The sequence below is a fragment of the Kitasatospora sp. NPDC056181 genome, assembly GCF_042266225.1.
Classification (GTDB): Bacteria; Actinomycetota; Actinomycetes; order Streptomycetales; family Streptomycetaceae; genus Kitasatospora.
The window spans coordinates 39685-57280 of record NZ_JBHJUK010000048.1; the positions used below are offsets into that span (position 1 = coordinate 39685).

19 protein-coding genes are annotated in these 17596 nt (G+C 71.9%); 7 read left to right on the forward strand and 12 right to left on the reverse strand.

What is annotated here, in order from left to right:
- Positions 1–711 precede the first annotated feature (711 nt).
- Both ACFC1F_RS19720 and ACFC1F_RS19725 read right to left on the reverse strand, forming a co-directional pair.
- A complete protein-coding gene (locus ACFC1F_RS19720; protein ID WP_376159890.1) occupies positions 712–1563 on the reverse strand; it encodes an NAD(P)H-binding protein in 852 nt (283 codons plus the stop codon).
- 277 nt (positions 1564–1840) lie between these two features.
- On the reverse strand, positions 1841–2722 hold the full coding sequence (locus ACFC1F_RS19725) for an SDR family oxidoreductase (protein ID WP_376159892.1): 882 nt from the start codon (positions 2720–2722) through the stop codon (positions 1841–1843).
- 85 nt (positions 2723–2807) lie between these two features.
- Between ACFC1F_RS19725 and ACFC1F_RS19730 the strand changes: the two genes are divergently transcribed.
- On the forward strand, positions 2808–3386 hold the full coding sequence (locus tag ACFC1F_RS19730) for a TetR/AcrR family transcriptional regulator (protein ID WP_209412832.1): 579 nt from the start codon (positions 2808–2810) through the stop codon (positions 3384–3386).
- Between the two features lie 494 nt (positions 3387–3880).
- Positions 3881–4678 carry a hypothetical protein gene (locus tag ACFC1F_RS19735; protein ID WP_376159894.1) on the forward strand — a complete coding sequence of 266 codons (798 nt, stop codon included), beginning with the start codon at positions 3881–3883 and terminating at the stop codon, positions 4676–4678.
- A gap of 108 nt (positions 4679–4786) precedes the next feature.
- Here ACFC1F_RS19735 and ACFC1F_RS19740 read toward each other — a convergent pair whose 3' ends face one another.
- Both ACFC1F_RS19740 and ACFC1F_RS19745 read right to left on the reverse strand, forming a co-directional pair.
- Positions 4787–5404, reverse strand: coding sequence for a hypothetical protein (locus tag ACFC1F_RS19740; RefSeq protein WP_376159896.1), 618 nt, complete (start codon positions 5402–5404; stop codon positions 4787–4789).
- 13 nt (positions 5405–5417) lie between these two features.
- A complete protein-coding gene (locus ACFC1F_RS19745; RefSeq protein ID WP_376159898.1) occupies positions 5418–5861 on the reverse strand; it encodes a hypothetical protein in 444 nt (147 codons plus the stop codon).
- 538 nt (positions 5862–6399) lie between these two features.
- On the opposite strand from ACFC1F_RS19745, the gene ACFC1F_RS19750 reads away from it, so the two are divergent.
- On the forward strand, positions 6400–6558 hold the full coding sequence (locus ACFC1F_RS19750; RefSeq protein WP_376159900.1) for a hypothetical protein: 159 nt from the start codon (positions 6400–6402) through the stop codon (positions 6556–6558).
- A gap of 174 nt (positions 6559–6732) precedes the next feature.
- Here the strand turns inward: ACFC1F_RS19750 and ACFC1F_RS19755 are convergent, their stop codons facing one another.
- Both ACFC1F_RS19755 and ACFC1F_RS19760 read right to left on the reverse strand, forming a co-directional pair.
- Complete coding sequence (locus ACFC1F_RS19755; RefSeq protein ID WP_376159902.1) at positions 6733–7818, reverse strand: DUF3048 domain-containing protein; 1086 nt, start codon at positions 7816–7818, stop codon at positions 6733–6735.
- A 556-nt stretch (positions 7819–8374) separates the two neighbouring features.
- Entirely contained in the window at positions 8375–8779 is a 405-nt protein-coding gene (locus tag ACFC1F_RS19760; protein ID WP_376159904.1) for a hypothetical protein, read from the reverse strand.
- 496 nt (positions 8780–9275) lie between these two features.
- On the opposite strand from ACFC1F_RS19760, the gene ACFC1F_RS19765 reads away from it, so the two are divergent.
- A complete protein-coding gene (locus ACFC1F_RS19765) occupies positions 9276–10283 on the forward strand; it encodes a helix-turn-helix domain-containing protein (RefSeq protein WP_376159906.1) in 1008 nt (335 codons plus the stop codon).
- Between the two features lie 235 nt (positions 10284–10518).
- Here the strand turns inward: ACFC1F_RS19765 and ACFC1F_RS19770 are convergent, their stop codons facing one another.
- On the reverse strand, positions 10519–11508 hold the full coding sequence (locus ACFC1F_RS19770) for an alpha/beta fold hydrolase (RefSeq protein WP_376159908.1): 990 nt from the start codon (positions 11506–11508) through the stop codon (positions 10519–10521).
- A 148-nt stretch (positions 11509–11656) separates the two neighbouring features.
- Between ACFC1F_RS19770 and ACFC1F_RS19775 the strand changes: the two genes are divergently transcribed.
- Entirely contained in the window at positions 11657–12265 is a 609-nt protein-coding gene (locus ACFC1F_RS19775) for a helix-turn-helix domain-containing protein (protein ID WP_376159923.1), read from the forward strand.
- Positions 12266–12464: 199 nt separating this feature from the next.
- On the opposite strand, the gene ACFC1F_RS19780 is transcribed toward ACFC1F_RS19775, so the two are convergent.
- Together ACFC1F_RS19780 and ACFC1F_RS19785 are read right to left on the reverse strand one after the other, a co-directional pair.
- Positions 12465–13061: an NADPH-dependent F420 reductase gene (locus ACFC1F_RS19780; RefSeq protein ID WP_209412825.1), complete on the reverse strand. Its 597-nt coding sequence runs from the start codon at positions 13059–13061 to the stop codon at positions 12465–12467.
- A gap of 39 nt (positions 13062–13100) precedes the next feature.
- Positions 13101–13964 (reverse strand): inositol monophosphatase family protein, encoded by an 864-nt coding sequence (locus ACFC1F_RS19785; RefSeq protein WP_376159910.1) that lies wholly within the window; start codon positions 13962–13964, stop codon positions 13101–13103.
- Between the two features lie 136 nt (positions 13965–14100).
- Between ACFC1F_RS19785 and ACFC1F_RS19790 the strand changes: the two genes are divergently transcribed.
- A complete protein-coding gene (locus tag ACFC1F_RS19790; protein WP_376159912.1) occupies positions 14101–15006 on the forward strand; it encodes a LysR family transcriptional regulator in 906 nt (301 codons plus the stop codon).
- A gap of 196 nt (positions 15007–15202) precedes the next feature.
- Here ACFC1F_RS19790 and ACFC1F_RS19795 read toward each other — a convergent pair whose 3' ends face one another.
- The 3 genes from ACFC1F_RS19795 to ACFC1F_RS19805 form a co-directional block, all read right to left on the reverse strand.
- Entirely contained in the window at positions 15203–15487 is a 285-nt protein-coding gene (locus ACFC1F_RS19795) for a hypothetical protein (RefSeq protein WP_376159914.1), read from the reverse strand.
- Positions 15488–15965: 478 nt separating this feature from the next.
- Entirely contained in the window at positions 15966–16361 is a 396-nt protein-coding gene (locus tag ACFC1F_RS19800; protein ID WP_376159916.1) for a winged helix-turn-helix domain-containing protein, read from the reverse strand.
- Complete coding sequence (locus ACFC1F_RS19805) at positions 16358–17005, reverse strand: hypothetical protein (protein ID WP_376159918.1); 648 nt, start codon at positions 17003–17005, stop codon at positions 16358–16360. Before ACFC1F_RS19805 ends, ACFC1F_RS19800 begins: the two co-directional genes overlap by 4 nt.
- A gap of 234 nt (positions 17006–17239) precedes the next feature.
- On the opposite strand from ACFC1F_RS19805, the gene ACFC1F_RS19810 reads away from it, so the two are divergent.
- Positions 17240–17455 (forward strand): hypothetical protein, encoded by a 216-nt coding sequence (locus ACFC1F_RS19810; RefSeq protein ID WP_376159920.1) that lies wholly within the window; start codon positions 17240–17242, stop codon positions 17453–17455.
- Positions 17456–17596 lie beyond the last annotated feature (141 nt).

The window sequence follows — 17596 nt, forward strand, 5'->3', positions numbered from 1 at the left end:
ACGAAACCGACAACGGCAACTGGAACAACCCCTACGCCGTACAGTTCCCATTCCAGATCGAAGAACGACAGTTCTTCTACGGCCAGAACCTCGGAACGTACCACTGGTTCATTCAGGAACTGGTCAAATAGGCGGCCGGTCTGCAGGGCCGGCCGGTGATGAACGGGTTGCCGCCGTCGTAGCCGGGCCGGGCGAGGCCGGTGGTGTCGCGGGCGACACCTGCCGGTCAGTCAAACAGCGAGCCGCACAGCCGGTCCGCCCCGGTCCGCCGCCCCCGGGGGTGTCGCTTCGCACAGCGGACCAGGACAGCCGCGACGCACTACGCGACCGGCGCGGTCGCCTCGTCAATGCCGTCCTGGTACCGCACCGGCTCGAGCGCGGCGAGGATCTGCCGGGCCTTTCCCACCGTCAGATCCCGGCCCCGGAAACCGAATCAGCACCCGGGGCCGTTCTGCCGGTCCCGTTCGCACCGTTCCGGGGTCGCGGCGTCCGCCGGCCGTTGGACGGTGCGGCAGGGGCCCGGAAAACCCGCGCCCGCAAGACACGCACCAGCCCCGCCAACCGGTACGGCCAGGCCGGAAAACACCCACGCCTCGGGAAGGGTTTCAGCTGTAACGTCACGTTATGCACTGACTCGCCACTGTGGCCAGGACGGGGGAAACCAGAGCGCCGAGCAGGCCGGGCCCCGTACGGCCGGTCAGCACGACAAGCTCAGCGGAAGTCGTCGGCGTGGTCGACGGCCCACTGGGCGTAGGTGTGTGCGGGAGCGCCGGTGATCTTTTCGGCGATGGCGGAGGTCACGGCCACGACGCCGTCGGCGGCGGCCCACTGACTCACGATCGCCTCGGCCACGACCGGATGCATTGTTCTGGCGACTTCCGCGCGGGCCTGCCCGTCGGAGACGTGTTCAACCCGGATATGACGGCCGATGGCCTCGCCGATGTGCTCGACCTGGCGTTGCAGGGTCAGGGACTCGGCCCCGTAGACGGTGTAGGTCTGGTGCGAGTGGCCCAGTTCGGTCAGGGCGGTCACCGCCAGTGCCGCGATGTCCTTCTCGTGCACCGGTGCCGACTGTGCGAACGGATAGGGAAGGCGGACGACGTTGTCGGTGCGGATCGATTCGGCCCACCAGGTGCGGGTGTTGGTCGCGAATGTCCCCGGCCTGAGGAACGTCCAGTCCATGCCGGACCGTTGGACGGCCTGCTCGATCGTGCGGTTCAAGCGGGCGACCGGGTGGCCGGCGTCGGGGTCCAGGACGACCGACACCGACGAGAGCAGGACCACCTGCCGGATCCCCGCGGCGGCGGCCGCCGCCGTGACCTTCTCGATGTCGTAGGGCTTCTGGGGGTCGAGCATTCCGTACAGGAACACCTTGTCGGCACCGTCGAGCGCTGCGGGCAGCGTCTCGGGACGCCCCAGGTCGGCGACGACTGCTTCGCACCCAGGCGTCAAGGCCGCGGCTGGGATCCTACTGACTGCTCTGACCTGCTCGCCGGCGACCAGCAGGCCGTCGGCCACATGACGACCGACGTTACCGCGAGCACCGAAGACAACTGCCGGCATGATGAAACCTCCTGCTTGTCGTGGACATGAATTGCCGCATTGGCGCGGGTGGTGCGAGATGTGTCGCTGCCACGCGGGTGGCGGACCGGCGCCGGCGGGCCTGGTCGTCGGCGATGGTGCGGGGAACAGGTCGGGAGCCGGAGCGCGTGGACCGCGGGATGTGCGGGTACGAGATGTCGCTGCGGGGAGACGATCGGTCGCGAATGACATGGGCGAGGGTTTCCCGCCGCCAACGTGAAGCGTCGGCAGCGGGTCCGCCCCGATCGTCGGTCACCCGTCAGGGCTGGATGTTCTCCAGGTCCTCCAGAAGGCCGGGGTGCTTCGGCTCCCAGCCGAGCGCCTGCCGGGTGCGGGTGCTGGACGAGGGCTGGTCGGCCGTGAAGATCGGGCCGAGCGGGCCGTAGGTCTCCTCCGGCACCGACTCGACCGGCACGCCCAGCCGTCGGCCGATGACGGCCGCGATGTCCCCCACCTTGTCCCCCTCGTCGGCCACGGCGTGCCAGGCGGTACCGGCCTCCGCCTGCTCCAGGGCGAGCCGGAAGAGGACGGCCGCGTCGAGCGCATGGACGGCGGGCCAGCGCTGCGTGCCGTCGCCGGGGTAGCCGGAGATCCCGCTCTGGCGTGCGATGTTGGCCAGCAGACCGGCGAACCCGCCCATGCCCTTGTTGTGAACCGTACGCGGCAGGCGTACGGACGTGCTCCGGACCCCGCGGGAGGCCAGGCCCAGGACCGCCGTGACCGTGCGACCGCGGCCGCCGACCGGCCCGTCGGTCGGCACCGGGTCGGCCTCGGTGGAGGCACGGCCCGGCACCCAGGGCGTACCCGAGACGGTGACCAAGGGGCGGCCGCTGCCGACGAGCTCCTCGCCAAGGGTGGTGAGGGCGGCGGTCTCCTCGGCGACGTTCCCGGCGAGGGCCTCGGGGCTGCTGAAGTCGTTGCCGAAGGCCAGGTGGATCACCCCGTCGACCTGAGCGGCGCCGGAGCGCAGGACCTCCAGATCGGCGAGGCCTCCCCGCAGCGGCTCGGCGCCGGCTGCCTCGGCGGCCTGCGCGGAGGCATCGGAGCGGGCGAGCGCGAGGACGGTGTGGCCGTTGCCGAGGAGTTCGGCGACGACGGCGGAACCGATCAGACCGGTGCCACCGGTGACAAAGACGCGCATGGGAACCCTCCCAAAGTGATGGGACTCTTGTCCCATCACCCTAGCAGGATGACGGGACAAGAGTCCCATCGCATATGCTGAACCCATGGGTCGATGGGAACCAGGTGCGCGTGAACGCCTTGTCGTGGCTGCGGTCGACCTGTTCACGGAGCAGGGGTATGACGCCACGACGGTCGCGCAGATCGCCGAGCGTGCCGGGGTCACCAAGAGCACCTTCTTCCGGCACTTCCCCGACAAGCGCGAGCTGCTGGTCGCCGGGCAGGAGACGCTGAGCCGGCTGCTGGCCGAGGGGATCGCCGACGCGCCCGGTAACGCCAGCCCGCTCGAGGCGGTCGCTGCCGGTCTCGAGCGCGCCTCGACCGCGATGGGCCCCGGGAGTCGCGAGCTCGCCCCCCGCCTGAAGGCGGCCGTCGCCGCCAGCGCCGAGCTTCAAGAGCGTGACACCCTCAAGACCGTCAGTCTCGCGGCCGCGATGACAACCGCCCTGGTCGCCCGCGGCGTACCCGATCCGACTGCGGCTCTCGCGGGCGAGCTGGGCGTCCTCGCTTTCAAGCGGGGGTACGCCGAATGGGCCGAGGACGACCGTGGCGCCGAGGACGAGCTCGCCGGGTACACCCTGGCGGCCCTGGACGAACTGCGTGCGGCGAGCGCATCGCTGGGCTGACCGGACGAGCATCGTCCGGCGCTGGTGCGGGGTGGACGAGAAGCGGACCCACAGCCCTTCGAGCCCGCCGGCCGGGTCGGCCGGGTCGGCCGGGTAAGCCGAACCGAGGTGCCGGATGGGATCGGTGGCGTCGAAGACCTCGGTCTGCCGCGCTCACCACCCGCCGGCACGTTCTGAACCGGCAGGAAGCGGTTCGGTTCGTTGGACAGGGCGCGGGCCGCCCGGAGCTCGGCCGCCGGTTCACCGCTGCCGCCACCTGCTGGATTCGTCAAAAGGTGCTCGCGCATGGTCCTGGTGGCCTCTGCGGTCACCTCTGCCTGCGGGAGCTGGTCGCCCGTGGGCGGCTCCGTCGGAGCGATGGCCAAGCGCCCGGGCGCAGACCGAAGTGCCCGCCAAGGCCGGCTGGCCACTGCAGACTCCGGGCCGACGACCTGCCAACTCCCGCCGAGACGACGGGCCGTCGGCCCGGGATGCTCCAGTAGGCTGCGCCGGCCATGGACACGCACGCCGAACCCGAGCAGACCGGGCACGACGCGGTCGCTTCCGGTCCGCCGATCCGGCAGCTCTTCCGGGACGTCATCGCCGACCGCCTGCCGGGCCGCAGGCCACCCCAGGCGGCGATGCTGTTCGACGCCGGGATCGACCCCTTCTGGGACGACCGGAGCTTCCTCGGCGACTTCTACAACGAGATCCTCCACCAGGACACCTGCCGGCCCGCCACCGCCGACGGCCTCGTCCTGCCCGCGGCCCTCGCCGTCGACGACCGGATTCCTCCCCGCCACCGGTTCCAAGCCGTCCACCTGTTGTTCAGGGCTGCCACCGTCGCCGAGCGCCACCTCGCCGAGACCTGGCCGGCCACCCCGCAACACGCCGATCCCGACAGCGAGGCCCGGGCCCGCAGGGCGGTCCAGTCCTACACCCCGGATCTGCTGACCCGCTGGTCGGCCGAATGCCCTGCAGTTCGGCTGGCCCTCGCCGGCCTCGCCGTCGTCTTCCCGACGGACCGCACCCCGCCCGCCCTGACACCGCGCCTGCAGGGCCTCACGCACCAGCACCCCCAGGGCACCGACATCGGCGACTACGTGCGGTTCGTCCTCGTGCTGGCCGCCCAGGACGACGACCGGATCCTCACGGTGACCGAGAAGCTCACCGACGCCCACTGGACGGGAACAGCGCGCGGAGTGCCGACACGGGCACGAGCCCTCCACCTCCTCGGCCAGATGCTGGCCAAGGTCGGAGCCGGACTCACCCGGCCGCGCGCCGCGCTGGAGGAAGCCGGTCCTGGCCGGTAGGCGCGGGATCGCTGCAGGACTGACCGGAGAGTCCGTCCCGACCAGTGGCATCACGTACCGCTGAGGGCGCCCACCGGGTGTGAGCGCCCTCAGAAGATCCTTCTTGTTTCAGGAGCCGGTGCCAGACGGGGAAGGCCGGCTGACTGCCTCGGGAGCGCCGACGGTCAGCACCGCGTCCTGGCCCTCGCGCCAGGACCTCAATGAATCCCCGGCCTTGTTCCGGATCTCCACCGATTCCCCAACTCCTTCTACTCTGGCGACCATCGCCTTTTCGGAGCAGCCGACGGCCGTGAATTTGAAGGGGGAAATCTGGGCGGATGCCTGAGTGTATTTCCCGGCGAGAACATTGCCGGGGAATTCCTGATGGCTGTCCGAGAACACGCTGCCGACTGCGGGGCGCTGCGATCCGACCGAGGCGGGAGCGGTGGTGGTCGGCTCGGTGAGCCGGTCCGGCAGAAGCGACACCTGGCAGTTGCCGTTCCTGACGGCGAGGACCACATTGGTGCCCGCGACCTCGGCGACGCCGAGGATCTTGGCCACGCCCTTGGCGGGAGGGGCGTCGACGCTGCCCTGGATGGGAAGGCCGGCCGAGGTGGCGGCCAGGCCGTCCAGCGCCCAGGGGGCATCCTCCGCCTGGGGCGCCTTCCCGCTACTGGTGCACGCGGCCGCGAGCGCGGCGGAGGCAAGGAGCACCACCGCGCCCACGAACCGGCTGGATCGCCGCATGTGCTGAAGTCTCCTAGTTGGCCCAGGCGTTGTAGCAGTAGCCTACCGGGTGCTGCGCGCTCCCACCGCCGACGTAGCGATCGCCGACGGCGACGTTGTAGATGTCGTAGTTGTAGACGTCGTACAGCGGGTAGGCCTCCAGGTAGCCGAACTGGCCGGCCGGGACGGGGTACGAGCCGGACTCGGTGTTCGTGGCGGTGTCGGTGACGCTGAATCCGACGGTGCTGGAGACCTTCCACGGGGAGATCGACACGCTCGCCGACCACGTGCTCGCCACCGCCCTGCTCTGGGACAGCGTCAGCGTCATGGGGCCGGGGCCGGTGACCATGTCGACCCGGCCGGTCCCGCAGACCTGTCCGGCGTAGCGCGCGTTGCGGACCTGCGTGTACGGGTCGTCCGTCGTGGCGCTCTGCGACTCCTGGGGCAGCGTGACCCGCGCGGCGTCCGACACCTTCACCACGGGGGTCTTGCGGTCGATGGTTCAGTGGCCGGGCACGGCGCCCGCCGGAAGCTCGGCCGTCGTCGCCGGCACCGGCAGCGAGCCGGTCACGGGCGCCGCCTGGGCCTGCGGCGCCGCCAGTGCGACCATCGCCCCCACGCCTGCCACCGCGCATGCAATTCGAGAAATCGTCTTCCGCATTTTGATGTCCCCTCCGACTGATTTCGTACCCGGATCTTCCGGACACGTTGAATGTTGTCAGCCGATCCAATCGGGGGCAATCAGATTCCTGGAATTTGAGCTTGAATTGAGCACGCCAGGGTGAGAGGTCACGAAATAACATCCCAATGCGGACGCCCCATCCTCCGAGAAATGGAATTATAAATTCCCGCTCTGTGTCTGAAGTGAAGGAAGTTATCCATTGAAATGCAAGTTGCACATGAGCTGCCGAGGACCGTCCCACGACGACCAGGAGCAGCACAATGCGCCCGGCGTACCTACGGGTCGTCCGCCCCGCCTGATCCCGGCCGAACCGGAACGTGCCGACGAGGCGGCGATGTGCGGCGTCAGTGGTCTGGCGGGCCTGGTGGGCAGCCTCGGCGGGGAACGCGGCGACGTCGCGACGGTGGCGCTCACGGTGCAGCGCGTGCTGGAGGGCGGTGTCGTGGTCGGGGTCGTGGCGCTCGGCGCGGGTTTCGGCGGTGTGGCCACGTAGGCGCTGCCACCCTGCGCGGATGGTCGCCGCGGTGGCGACGCCGGCCTCGTCTCCGGCGTCGGCGTACCGGTCGCGTTCGCAGGGCCCGGTGCAGGGCCTGCTGGATGTTCTCCAGGGTCATCCCGGCTGCCCGGCAACGGACCCGGGTCGACCTCGGCCGCCGGCCGCCCGGCCTCACGCAGGTTCGAGGACGATCCAGACCTGTCCGGGGTGGAAGGCCATCTGCCCGCCCGCGTACCTGAACTCCGTGACGGCGGCGGCATCGGGCCGGGACCAGCTGCCCCGGTACGCCGCGCCGTCCCGCAGGAAGACCGCGTCGCCGCTGCCGACGGTCGGGGCGAACGGCAGCACGTGCCCGAAGGAATCGACCAGCCCGCGCGGTGACGTGGTCTCGGCGACCTTCTGCACCACGACCGTCGGCGCGCCCATCTGCCCGGCGTCCGTCGTCATGGCCGGCCTGCCGTCCACCGCCACCAGGTACCTGCCCTCCGCGGCGGACCAGGTGAAGGTGAACGAGGCCGCGGGCATTCGCGCGGTGAACGAGCCGGTCGGGACTCCGCCGGCCGGTGCGTCGCCGAAGCGGAACCCGACGTCCCGGGCCACCGCCGCGTCCGGGAAGTGGCGCAGAATCCCGGACGGCACCACGTACTGGTTGAACGGCGGCACGTTCCACTGCCCACGGAAGAACGAATTGTCCTGCTGCGGCGAGCTGTTGAACACATCGGCCCGGGCCAGATCCGGCAGGAACGCGGTCTGCGCTCCAGAGTACGCGAAGTCCACACGCCCGTACTGCTGCAGGAGGGGCAGATCGGTCTCCCGGGCACTGCGCACCGGGCCGATCCGGTCGCCCGCGGGCAGGTGGTTCGAGTCGTAGACCGCCAGGAGCCGGGAGAGGCCGCCCTCGACCTCGATCGCGTAGACCACGTCGGCCGCGTTCACCCCCGTCTGGGGCCGGGCGGCGGCGGCATTGTCGATCTTGACGGCGATGACCCGGCCCGCGTCACCCGGCAGCCCGGTGAGCGGTGACACGCCACCGGGGGCGGCGGGGGCGGCGGGGGCCGACGGGGCCGACCCGGCGACAGGCGGCCCGGCGGGCGGCGGGCCGGTCCCCGTGCGCCCCGGGGAGCCTCCCTGGCCGACGGTGAGCACGACGGCCAGCACCGTCCCCAGGACCACGGCGCCGCCGACGACAAGGGCGATGATCCGCCGCCGCAGGCGCAGCGCCCGCCACCAGCCCGGCCCTTGCTCGAAGAACCCCATCCGGGCCCACCTCCGCGCCCCCGGCTGTCGGGAACCCCGCCACCTGTGATGACGAGCCTGCGGCTTGCCCGGTTCCCCTCGATGCCTCGGCGGGTCCGGCCCGCGCACCGGCCGGAGCGTTCGGCCCGACGGGCGCAAGGCGTCCAGCACCCGGGACACGGGTGCTCTGGGCGTGCCCGGCCCTTCCGGCAGAGCCCCCGACGCCGGGGCGTGCCGGCACCCTGAACGCCGACGGCTCCCTGACCCGGCAGCCGGCATGCGCCCGCCCGGCCACGACCAGGACAGGCCCAACCGGCTCCCCGCCCCCTCCCCGCCTCCCGACGGCCCCTTCGCGGCGTAGTCGATGCCCTCGGCGGCGGCCTACCGCAGCCTCGCCGAACGGGCGGCTCCCGCGCATCGAGATTGTCCGCCCGGCACTGGCAGGCGACCGGGTTTGTCAGAGGGAGCTCATGGTCTCGGTTCATGATCGGCGGGTGGTGTGCCCGCGTTGAGCGTCGAGGTCGCGGCGGGGCCGGGCGTCCGGCACCTGGAGTTCGGGGCCCGGGCCCCGGCCGGGTCAGTAGCCCTCGCGCACCTCGAACACGCCGCTGTCCCAGTACACGGACGGCTCGTCGGCCTCGCTCGGCCAGTCGCTTTGCAGATGGCGGCGGCCGCGCCCCAGGGCCCCGGCCCGGTGCGGACTCAGCCGCCCCGCCATCAGGTCGTCCGCCTCGGCGTCCGTGATCGGCAGCAGGGTCCGGTACTGCGCGTCCTGCGAGGCGGCCCAGTCGACGTACTCGGTGAAGACGCTCACGAAGGCCTGCGAACAGAGGCTGCAGCGCCGGACGGAGACGATGAAGTGCGAGTCGTCCTGGATCATCTTCTCGAGCCGGACCCCGATGTGGCTTTGGTGGTGCGCCCGCGCCACCGAGGCGTCCTCGGCACAGCACGCCTCGCACCCGAAACCCGCGGACTCCGTCACGCCGCCCCCCTGTGGTTGCACCCCTTGTCCGGCTGTGGGCCAGATGCTACTCGGGCCCGTGCCGACCGCGGCAGTCCGCCTTCCCGCCGGTGGTGCCCCGCCGGGTCCGGCACGGGCGCAGCGCGGTGGGGCCGGAGCGTGGCTTCAGGCCGCCTGTCACGGGGTGCTTGCGGGTGGGGCCGGGAAGCGGGCACGCCCCTCTTCGGACGTGCGGTTCCACAACGACCGGTAGCCCTCCGGTTCCCCGGGGCTGAGGCCGCCGGGACCGCTGGGAGCGCCGGGGCCGCTGACGCGGGCCGCGGTGGTGTCCCAGGGGCGCGGCCCGTCGGTACGCGGTGTCAGCAGGATCCCGATCCCGGGCCAGACCGGGCCAGACCGTGCCTGGCCAGCGGAAGCCAAGCAGTCACGTCCGGTTGAGACACGGCTTCTCACGCATGTCCTGTGTCTGGCCGGAGATCTGCTTTCGCGTTCGTGTGTCCGTCCCCACCATGGCCTCGTGCCCGAGACTTCCGCCGACACCACTCCCGTGCTCTCGCTGTCGAACAGTGACCTGGCCGGACGAGAACGGTTCGACTGGTACATCGACATCGTGCGCGAGGGGATTGCGCCCTTCGCGTTGACCAGTCCCTACGCCCAGGACTTTTCGGCCCAGGTGCTGACGGCCGATCTCGGTGTTGCCCAGCTGGCAAGGTTCTCGTTTCTTCCTCTGGGAGCTGTGCGTACCCACCGGCACATCCGGCGTGGTGATCCTGAGACCTACCAACTGGGTCTGGTCCAGCGCGGGCCCATGCTTGTCAGTCAGCAGAGGGAGGAGACGTCCGTCCCCTCCGGAGGGCTCGTACTCTTCGATACGTCGAGTCCCTTCGACGCGCACTTCCCGGACCTCGGGGACAGAGCGGTGGTCACGATCCTCCGGGTGCCGAAGTCCTTGCTTCCGCTCTGCGCCGACAGGGCCGACCGACTTCGTTCTCGGCAGCTTTCCTCGGAGGGGGCGGCCGGCTCGCTGCTGCACCACCTGCTGGGCAGCGTGCTCGACCAGGTCGACGGCCGTTCCCTCTCCGAGAGCCATCGGATCGGCATGATCGCCGTCGACCTGGCTGCGACGTTCCTGGCGGGGCACCTGGACGCCGCGGCAACCCTCCCTGGCGAAACGCGACGCCGGGCCCTGCTGGCACGGATCCGTGCATTCATCGAGGCGAATCTCGGTGACCCGGGGCTCACTCCGGCCGCCATAGCATTTCAACACCACATATCGGTGCGCACCTTGCATGAGCTGTTCCGCTCCGAGCCGGAGCCGGTCATGTCCACCGTCCGCAGGCGGCGGCTGGAACGGTGCCGGGCCGACCTCGCCGATCCCGGTCTGCGGGTCTGTCCGATCGCGGTGCTTGCGGGACGGTGGGGATTCGCAAGTCCGGCGGAGTTCAGCCGGGTGTTTCGACGAACCTACGGTGTGGCACCCAAGCAGTTCCGGCATGAGGCGCTGGGGGCCGGAGATCCGCGCTGAGTGCCGACCGGCCCTGCGCTCACGGCCGACTCTGCCTGCGGCCTCGGCTCCACGATGAGAAGCAGGCCGGAGGTGACGGTCTGACTGGTTTTGGAGAGCCCACTCGTGACGGGGAGGGCCGGCGCAACGCGCCGGGGGACGCGCGGCGCTGAGCGGGCGTGAGGTTCGGGCGCTGCCCTCGGGTGTGCCGGCCGGGGTTCTCCTGCGACGGAGGCCGGCCGGCGCACCCGCCGGTTCAGCCCTGGAGGGAGGCGAGCCAGGCGGTCAGCAGGCGGTTGACCTCCTCGGGACGCTCCTGCTGGATCCAGTGCCCGCAGCCGTCCAGGATGTGGGTGGAGGCCAGGGCCGGGAGGGTGGCCGGGTAGGCGTCGATCGCGTCGGCCATCCAGGTCGTGGAAGCGTCCAGGGCGCCGCCGATGAACAGGGACGGCTGCTTGATCGGGGCTCCGCCGTACGGGGCGAGGTCCTCCCAGTCGCGGTCCATGGTGCGGTAGCGGTTGAGGGCCCCGGTCATGCCGGTGCGCTCGAACTCCCCGGCGTACACGTCGAGGTCGTCCTCGGTCAGCCAGGCGGGCAGCTTGCCGCGGGGGAAGCGGTCGCGCAGCCGACCGCCGCTGCGGGCCACGAAGTGCGGGTCGGGCTCGCCCTGGGCGGGCATGGTGTCGGCGGACATGGCCGCGTAGAAGCCCGCGAGCCAGCCCCGGAGGTCGGGTTCCATCTCTGCTTCGGCCCGGCCGGGCTCCTGGAAGTACGAGACGTAGAACTCCTGGTCGCCGCCCATCTGCGCGAAGACGTCGGTGGGGCGGGGGCCGCCGGGCGGCGTGTAGGGGACGCTCAGCAGTGCGACGGCGCGGAAGACCTCGGGGTGGAGCAGGGCGGAGGCCGCCGCGATGCTGGAGCCCCAGTCGTGCCCGACGACCACCGCGCTCTCCTCGCCCAGGGCGCGCACCAGGGCGACGTTGTCCTCCACCAGGTCGAGCATCCGGTAGGCGTCCGTCGCGGCCGGCTTGGAGGAGCGGCCGTAGCCGCGCACGTCGAGCGCCACGGCCCGGTACCCCGCCGCCGCGAGGGCCGGGAGTTGGCGGCGCCAGGAGTACCAGGACTCGGGGAAGCCGTGGACGAGCAGGACCAGCGGTCCGGTGCCCTGCTCGACCAGGTGCAGGCGCCCGGCGGGTGCCTCGATGGTGCGGTGGCGCAGGTCGGCGGACGGCGCGGGCTGGTGCATCGCTTCTCCTCGGTTCACGGGCGGCCGCGGTTACCCACCGATCATGCGGCGCGGCGGCCGCGCGACGCGAACACCCTTGCCATCGTGGCAAACTGGCAGAACAGGGCGGTGGAGCGGCACGGCCGGAGGAAGCGGGGCGACGGTGACGGTGACGGACGACGGCATAGCCGACACGCTGGCGGCCATGGGCCCCCGGCTGCGGACGGCGCGCGAGCAGCACGGCGCCACACTCACCGGCGTCAGCCGCGCGACCGGCATCTCGCTGAGCACGCTGTCGCGGATCGAGACCGGCCGGCGCAGGCCGACCCTGGAGGTGCTGCTGCAGCTCGCGAAGGCGTACGACGTCTCCCTGGACGAGCTGGCCGGCGCCGCACCCGCCGCGGCGGCCGGACCGCGCACCCCGGTGCCGCAGCGTTCCGGCAGCGACAAGGCGGTGCTGCCGCTGACCCGGTACGTCGGGGGCCTGCACGCCCACAAGCACGTCCTGCCCGGCATCGACGCGCCGCCGGCGCGGCCGCGGCAGGTCTCCCACGACGGGTACGAATGGCTGTGCGTCCTGTACGGGCGGCTGTGGCTGGCGCTCGGCGAGCAGGACCTCGTCCTGAGTGCCGGGGACGTGGTCGAGTTCGACACCCGCACCGCCCACGGAGTCGCGAACGCCGGACCCGGCGGACCGGTCGAATACCTGATCATGTTCGGGCCGCAGGGAGAGCGCCTACGCCCGCGCACCCCGGCCCCCGACCGCCGGGCCCGGTAGCGCGGAGCGCAGCGTCCGGGCCCCGCGACGGTGCCTGCGGCTTCACGCCTCGGCGGCGTCGGGCGGCAGGACGGGGCGGCGGATGCAGGCGTGCTCGTGGACGCACGGACTCCTCGCCGGGCCGCGGCGAGCGGCGGCGGGAAGGCCCGGTGGTGGGTGGTGACGTCCTCCGGGTGGATCGCGGTGCGCGCTGGGCGGATCAGCGGGTGATCGAGATCGCGAAGGGCGCGAACCCGCTGGACCGGATCACGTGCGGCACGAACAGTATCGCGGCCTCCGTGGCGCGGGCGGTCCGGATCCCGCCGAGATCGGTGATCCACTCCTTGCGCCAGCCGAGGTCGACGAGCAGGTCGCGGACGCTCTGCTTGGCCTGCGGGTCCTCGCCGGAGAGGAAGGCGTCGGGCGCCCGGGTGAGCGTGGCCGGCGCGGTCATCACCGGGAAGAGCATGGTGTTGAGCGTCTTGACGACGCGCGTCTGCGGGAGCGCTTCCTGGAGCTGCTCGGCGAGGCTCGAGCCGGGGTAGATCAGGTCGGCGGGCAGTCCGTCCGGTCCGTCGACGGTGGCGTTGGAGACATCGACGAGGATCTTGCCGCGCAGTTCCTCCCGCAGGGCGGCGAGCCGTTCCAGCGAACCGGCCCCCGGGGTGGCGTTGATGACGATCCGGGCGGTCCGGGCGGCAGCGGCGGCAGCACCCGGCGCGCGGTCCACCGCGGTCACCTCGTGCCCTGCCCGGGCGAGGGCTGCGGCCAGGTTGCCGCCGACGCGGCCGTTCCCGAGAACTGCGATCGTGGTCATGGTGATCCGGTCCTTCCGTGTTCGGGTTGTGGTGTGCGGTCAGCGTGAGAGCGTGGTGACGGCCTGGGCGTGGACGCCGGGCGCGGCGGCCAGGAAGCTCTCGCTCTGCGGGGTCCAGGGGCGACCCTGGGCGTCGGAGATCCGTCCGCCGGCCTCGGTGACGAGCAGCGCCCCGGGCAGCAGGTCCGCGCGGGCGCCGGCGAACTGCCAGAAGGCGTCCATCCGGCCGGCGGCCACGTTCACCAGGTGCAGGGTCGCGGGCACGGCGGTGCGGACGACGAGCGCGTCGAGGAGCATCGCGGTGATCGAGGAGCCGACGCGCCGCACGACCTTCTCGTCCTCGTCCGGCCGGGCCTGGCTGGTGGCCACGATGCCCAGGCCGAGGTCGGCAGTGGAGGAGACGTGCAGCGGCCGGCCGTCGAGGTGGGCGCCCGCGCCGGTGAGCGCGGTGTAGGTCTCGCCGGTCAGTGGCAGGTGGACCACGGTGAGCACCGGCTGGTTGTCACGCACGAGGGTGGCGGTGACCGCCCACTCCGGCAGGGCGTGCAGGTGATTGACGTTGCCTTCGGCCGGATCCACGACCCACCACTCGCCGGCCGGCAGCGCCCCGCCGTCCAGCTCGTCCTCCACCCAGCCGGCGCCCGGGCGCAGGCGGGTGAGGCGGGGGCGCAGGATGTCGAGGGCCGTGTCGTCGTTGGCGGCGAGCAAGCGCATCAGTTCCTCGCGGCTCCGGTAGCGGACCACCTCGCCGAAGCGCTCGCGCAGCGCCGTGCCGGCCGCGCGCACGGCGTCCGCGGTCCGGCCGAGCAGGTCGGCGTCGGAGAGAGCGGCATCGGAGAGAGCCGCGTCGGAGAGAGCCGCGTCGGGGAGAGCGGCATCGGTGGTCTGAAGCATTTCGGACATGGCGGTACTCCCGGATGTGGAGGGGTGATGAGGCGTCCGGCCGCGCTGTGCGGTGCGTCCTGCGCTCTGGTTGTCGAAGGTATCCAGCCCCGGCATTACCTTCAAGTGCATGTCAAGCACGCATAGGATGACTCCCATGCAACTGGACTTGAACCTGCTCGCCGCCCTCGACGCGCTGCTGGAGGAGGGAAGTGTGGCCGGGGCGGCCGCGCGCCTGCATGTCACCGCCCCGGCGATGAGCCGGAGTCTGGGCCGGATCCGTCGCACGACCGGGGACCAGATCCTGGTGCGCACCGGCCGCACGATGACCCCGACGCCGTACGCGATCGCCGTCCGGGAACAGGTGCACGAGCTGCTGCACCAGGTCCAGGGGGTGCTGGCACCGAGCCGTGAACTCGACCTGGCGACGTTGGAGCGCACGTTCACACTCCGCTGGCACGATTCCCTGGTCGCCTTGAGCGGCCCCGCGCTGCTCAAGGCCGTACGCGGACAGGCCCCGGGCGTACGACTGCGCTTCGTCGCGGAGTCGAACGTCGACACGCCCGAACTGCGGCGCGGCGAGGTCGACCTGGAGGCGAACGCCAACCACCCGGGCGCACCGGACATCCGGGCCGAGAAAGTGGGCGAGACCCGCCTCGTCGTCGTCGTGCGGCAGGGGCACCCCCTCACCCGCGGCGGCGTCGTCACCGCGCAGCACTACGCCGCCGCCGAGCACGTCACCGTCTCGCGGCGCGGAAACCTCGGCAATGCCCTCGACGACGCCCTCGCACGGCTCGGCCTCACCCGCCGCGTGGTGGCGACCGCGCCCACGGAAGCGGCCGCGCTGGAGTTCGCGCGCGGCTCCGATCTGCTGATCAGCGTCCCCGAAGCCACCACGCGTCCGGCCGTCGCCGACCTCGGCCTGGCCGTGCTCCCCCTCCCGCTCGAACTACCGTCGGCGCCGGTATACCTGTCGTGGCATCAGCGCTACGACACCGACCACGCCCACGCCTGGCTGCGCGGGCTGGCACGAACCGCGCTGGCCGCGTGCGCAACGTCGTAGGCGGCGCCGTCCGGCGCGGATCCGTTCACGAGAACGCCCGGAGCCGGCCTGCGCCCCGGCGGGGCCGGCCGGCGGGATCGCCGGGTGAGGCTCCGGCCGCCGCAATCCGGGGAGGTGCCTGGACACCTGCACCGCACCGGAGGCCTTCGCCATGATCAAGCCCCTCGACTGTCAACAAGGCTCGTGGTCAATACGGCTAGCCGGCTGCCACAACGTGGCCGGCCGTGACCTGGGGAGGGTTGGGGAGCAGCGACGCGAGGTTGTCCCGCACGTAGTCCGCCGCCCTCCGGACCGATTCCTCGGCCCCGGCTTCCTCTTCGAAGACGCTGGTGGAGACCATTACTCCGTCCCCGGCGTCGATCCAGTAATAGGCCACGAACCCGGAAACCTGGCGAAGAAGGGGCACGAAGCCCTCGGCTACTCGGCGGCCCGCCTCCTCGGGGTCGGTCACCCCTTCGTACCGCCGTACTGCTGCGTACACGTTGGTCTCCTCACGGGTCCCGAGGTCATCTCGTGCGGGACGACATACCCCTCACCGGGCGTCTCCCACTTGCGGGTGCCCGGAAGGCACCCGGAAAGCCGCATGGGCAGCCGCGGCCGGCCGCTGTGGCCGGCTCCGGACCGGGACGGGCCGAGGCGCCTCAGGGGGAACTGCGGTCAGAGCCGATTCTCGGGCTCTGGCCGCGATTTCGTGAACGGTCGCGCGGGGCCGGAAGGCAGGGCGGTTCGGGGCGGTCCGTGAACGGTTGCCGGCCCGGCAGCCGGTATCGGGCGGGAGGCTGTCACAAGATCACGGCCGGGACCCCGAATTCCCCGCCCTGCGCCCCGGGGCGAGCGGACTTGCCCGGTTGGTCTCCCTGCCGGGCGGCGCCGTCCGGCCTGCCCGTGTCAGGCCGGGTTCGGCCAACCGGGCGACGGGGCGACGGCCTGTCGCCCCCGCCCTGTCGCTCCCCGCTGGATCACGGGCCGGCTGGGAGGCCGGCGCTCTGGCGCGGCGCGGGGGTGGCGGGCCCGGGTCCGGCTTCTCCTTCGGGTCCTGCGGCCGCGGTGGGCCCTTCGAGTTGGCGGATCAGTGCTTTGAGCGCCGTGACCTCGTCGTCCAGGGCTTGCTTGCCTGCTCTGGTGAGGTGGATCCAGGTGCGGGCGCGCCGGCCCTCGTAGCCCTTCTCGACCGTGACCAGGGCTGCCTTCTCCAGGACGGCGAGGTGCTGGGAGAGGTTGCCGGCGGTCAGGCCGAGCGTGTCGCGCAGGAACGTGAACTCCACCCGCCGGGCTTCCCTGGTCACCGCGAGGATGCCCAGGCGCACCCGTTGGTGCACAACATCGTCAAGGCTGCTTGTGGGGTGTTCGCTCATTCGGCCGGCCGCCTCTGGATCCGTTGCTGCAGGGCCAGGCCGACGCCGCCGAGCAGGAGCACGCCTCCCCCGAGCAGGAGGTCCCGGCCGCCCCACGGCGAGGGGTCGGGCAGGTTGTCGGGATCGACCAGGAGGGCCAGGTAGGCGCAGGTGATGGCGAGGAGCGGCCAGCTGCGTTCGATCCGGGCGAGCAGCAGCAGTGCGAGGCCGATCGCTCCGGCCGGGCTCACCAGCGCGTCGAAGAGCGTGGAGAGCACTGTCGGTTCGCGGAAGTCGGGGTAGGGCCGCGTGCCCAGGATCGCCCACACCTCGTAGCCGGTGGTGATCACGCCCAGGACGGCGCCGAGCGCCAGGTAGGGGCCGATCCGGGTCCCCACACCGATCCGGTCGGAACGGCGTACGTAGAACCAGCCGATAGCGGCGAAGGCGAGCACCATCGCCGCCGGGTAGTACCAGACCGCCAGCCGGACGTTGTCGCCCTGGCCGAAGCGGACCACAGGTGCCGCGCCGAAACGCACAGCGGCGAAGACCAGGAGGGCGAACCAGGCGCCACGCTGCTCACGACGGACGCGGTGGACCAAGTCCCGCCGCATCGCCAGCAGGCCGGCAGGGTCGCCCGGGGACGGGGCAGGGTGAGTTGTCATGCCAGTCATGTTTGCATAACAAACTGATTGTGGATAGAGACAGCTTTGCCATGACTCGCCAAGGCACCACCTCAGATGACGCCACGCTCAAACCGGTCGTCAGCACGTGGACGACCGCGGCGAAGACCGCCTCATCGTCCAGGTTCGCGGTCCCACCGCCCTGCGGCCGCACCCGGGCCGCCGGCAGCAACGGTTCCACCGGATCCGGGGCGGGTGCACCTGGATAGTCGCCGGATGACGACTCTGCCGAACGGCACGTGGATTCAGCGCCACGTCGAGACCCTGTGCCGGTCCTGCCTGAAGACCCAGGAGTTCCCGCCCGGCGAACTCACCGAGGACGGCACCTGGGAGATCCGCACCTGCCCCGGCACGAAGTGCGACGCACCGTGGAAGACCGAGGCGCTGTACGCCTGCGGACCGGGCGACGCCACCGAGCCCGACGCCTACTGATGTCCGCCCGGCGGTGGGGGGCCCCCGCCCCGGGCGGGGGCCCCCGCGCGGCGGGCCGCCCCGCCCACGCCGGGACCGGCCCCCCCCCCGCGCGCGCGGGGGGGAAAAAAACAGCAGCACCACCCCGCCCAACCGCGGCGA

Coding starts and splice junctions, on each gene's coding strand:
- ACFC1F_RS19785 (WP_376159910.1), bottom strand. CDS start 13,964: ATGTCCGAAATGCTTCAGACCACCGATGCCGCTCTCCCCGACGCGGCT.
- ACFC1F_RS19755 (WP_376159902.1), bottom strand. CDS start 7,818: ATGGGGTTCTTCGAGCAAGGGCCGGGCTGGTGGCGGGCGCTGCGCCTG.
- ACFC1F_RS19725 (WP_376159892.1), bottom strand. CDS start 2,722: ATGCGCGTCTTTGTCACCGGTGGCACCGGTCTGATCGGTTCCGCCGTC.
- ACFC1F_RS19770 (WP_376159908.1), bottom strand. CDS start 11,508: ATGCACCAGCCCGCGCCGTCCGCCGACCTGCGCCACCGCACCATCGAG.
- ACFC1F_RS19730 (WP_209412832.1), top strand. CDS start 2,808: ATGGGTCGATGGGAACCAGGTGCGCGTGAACGCCTTGTCGTGGCTGCG.
- ACFC1F_RS19740 (WP_376159896.1), bottom strand. CDS start 5,404: ATGCGGCGATCCAGCCGGTTCGTGGGCGCGGTGGTGCTCCTTGCCTCC.
- ACFC1F_RS19720 (WP_376159890.1), bottom strand. CDS start 1,563: ATGCCGGCAGTTGTCTTCGGTGCTCGCGGTAACGTCGGTCGTCATGTG.
- ACFC1F_RS19810 (WP_376159920.1), top strand. CDS start 17,240: ATGACGACTCTGCCGAACGGCACGTGGATTCAGCGCCACGTCGAGACC.
- ACFC1F_RS19805 (WP_376159918.1), bottom strand. CDS start 17,005: ATGACAACTCACCCTGCCCCGTCCCCGGGCGACCCTGCCGGCCTGCTG.
- ACFC1F_RS19790 (WP_376159912.1), top strand. CDS start 14,101: ATGCAACTGGACTTGAACCTGCTCGCCGCCCTCGACGCGCTGCTGGAG.
- ACFC1F_RS19800 (WP_376159916.1), bottom strand. CDS start 16,361: ATGAGCGAACACCCCACAAGCAGCCTTGACGATGTTGTGCACCAACGG.
- ACFC1F_RS19750 (WP_376159900.1), top strand. CDS start 6,400: ATGTGCGGCGTCAGTGGTCTGGCGGGCCTGGTGGGCAGCCTCGGCGGG.
- ACFC1F_RS19780 (WP_209412825.1), bottom strand. CDS start 13,061: ATGACCACGATCGCAGTTCTCGGGAACGGCCGCGTCGGCGGCAACCTG.
- ACFC1F_RS19735 (WP_376159894.1), top strand. CDS start 3,881: ATGGACACGCACGCCGAACCCGAGCAGACCGGGCACGACGCGGTCGCT.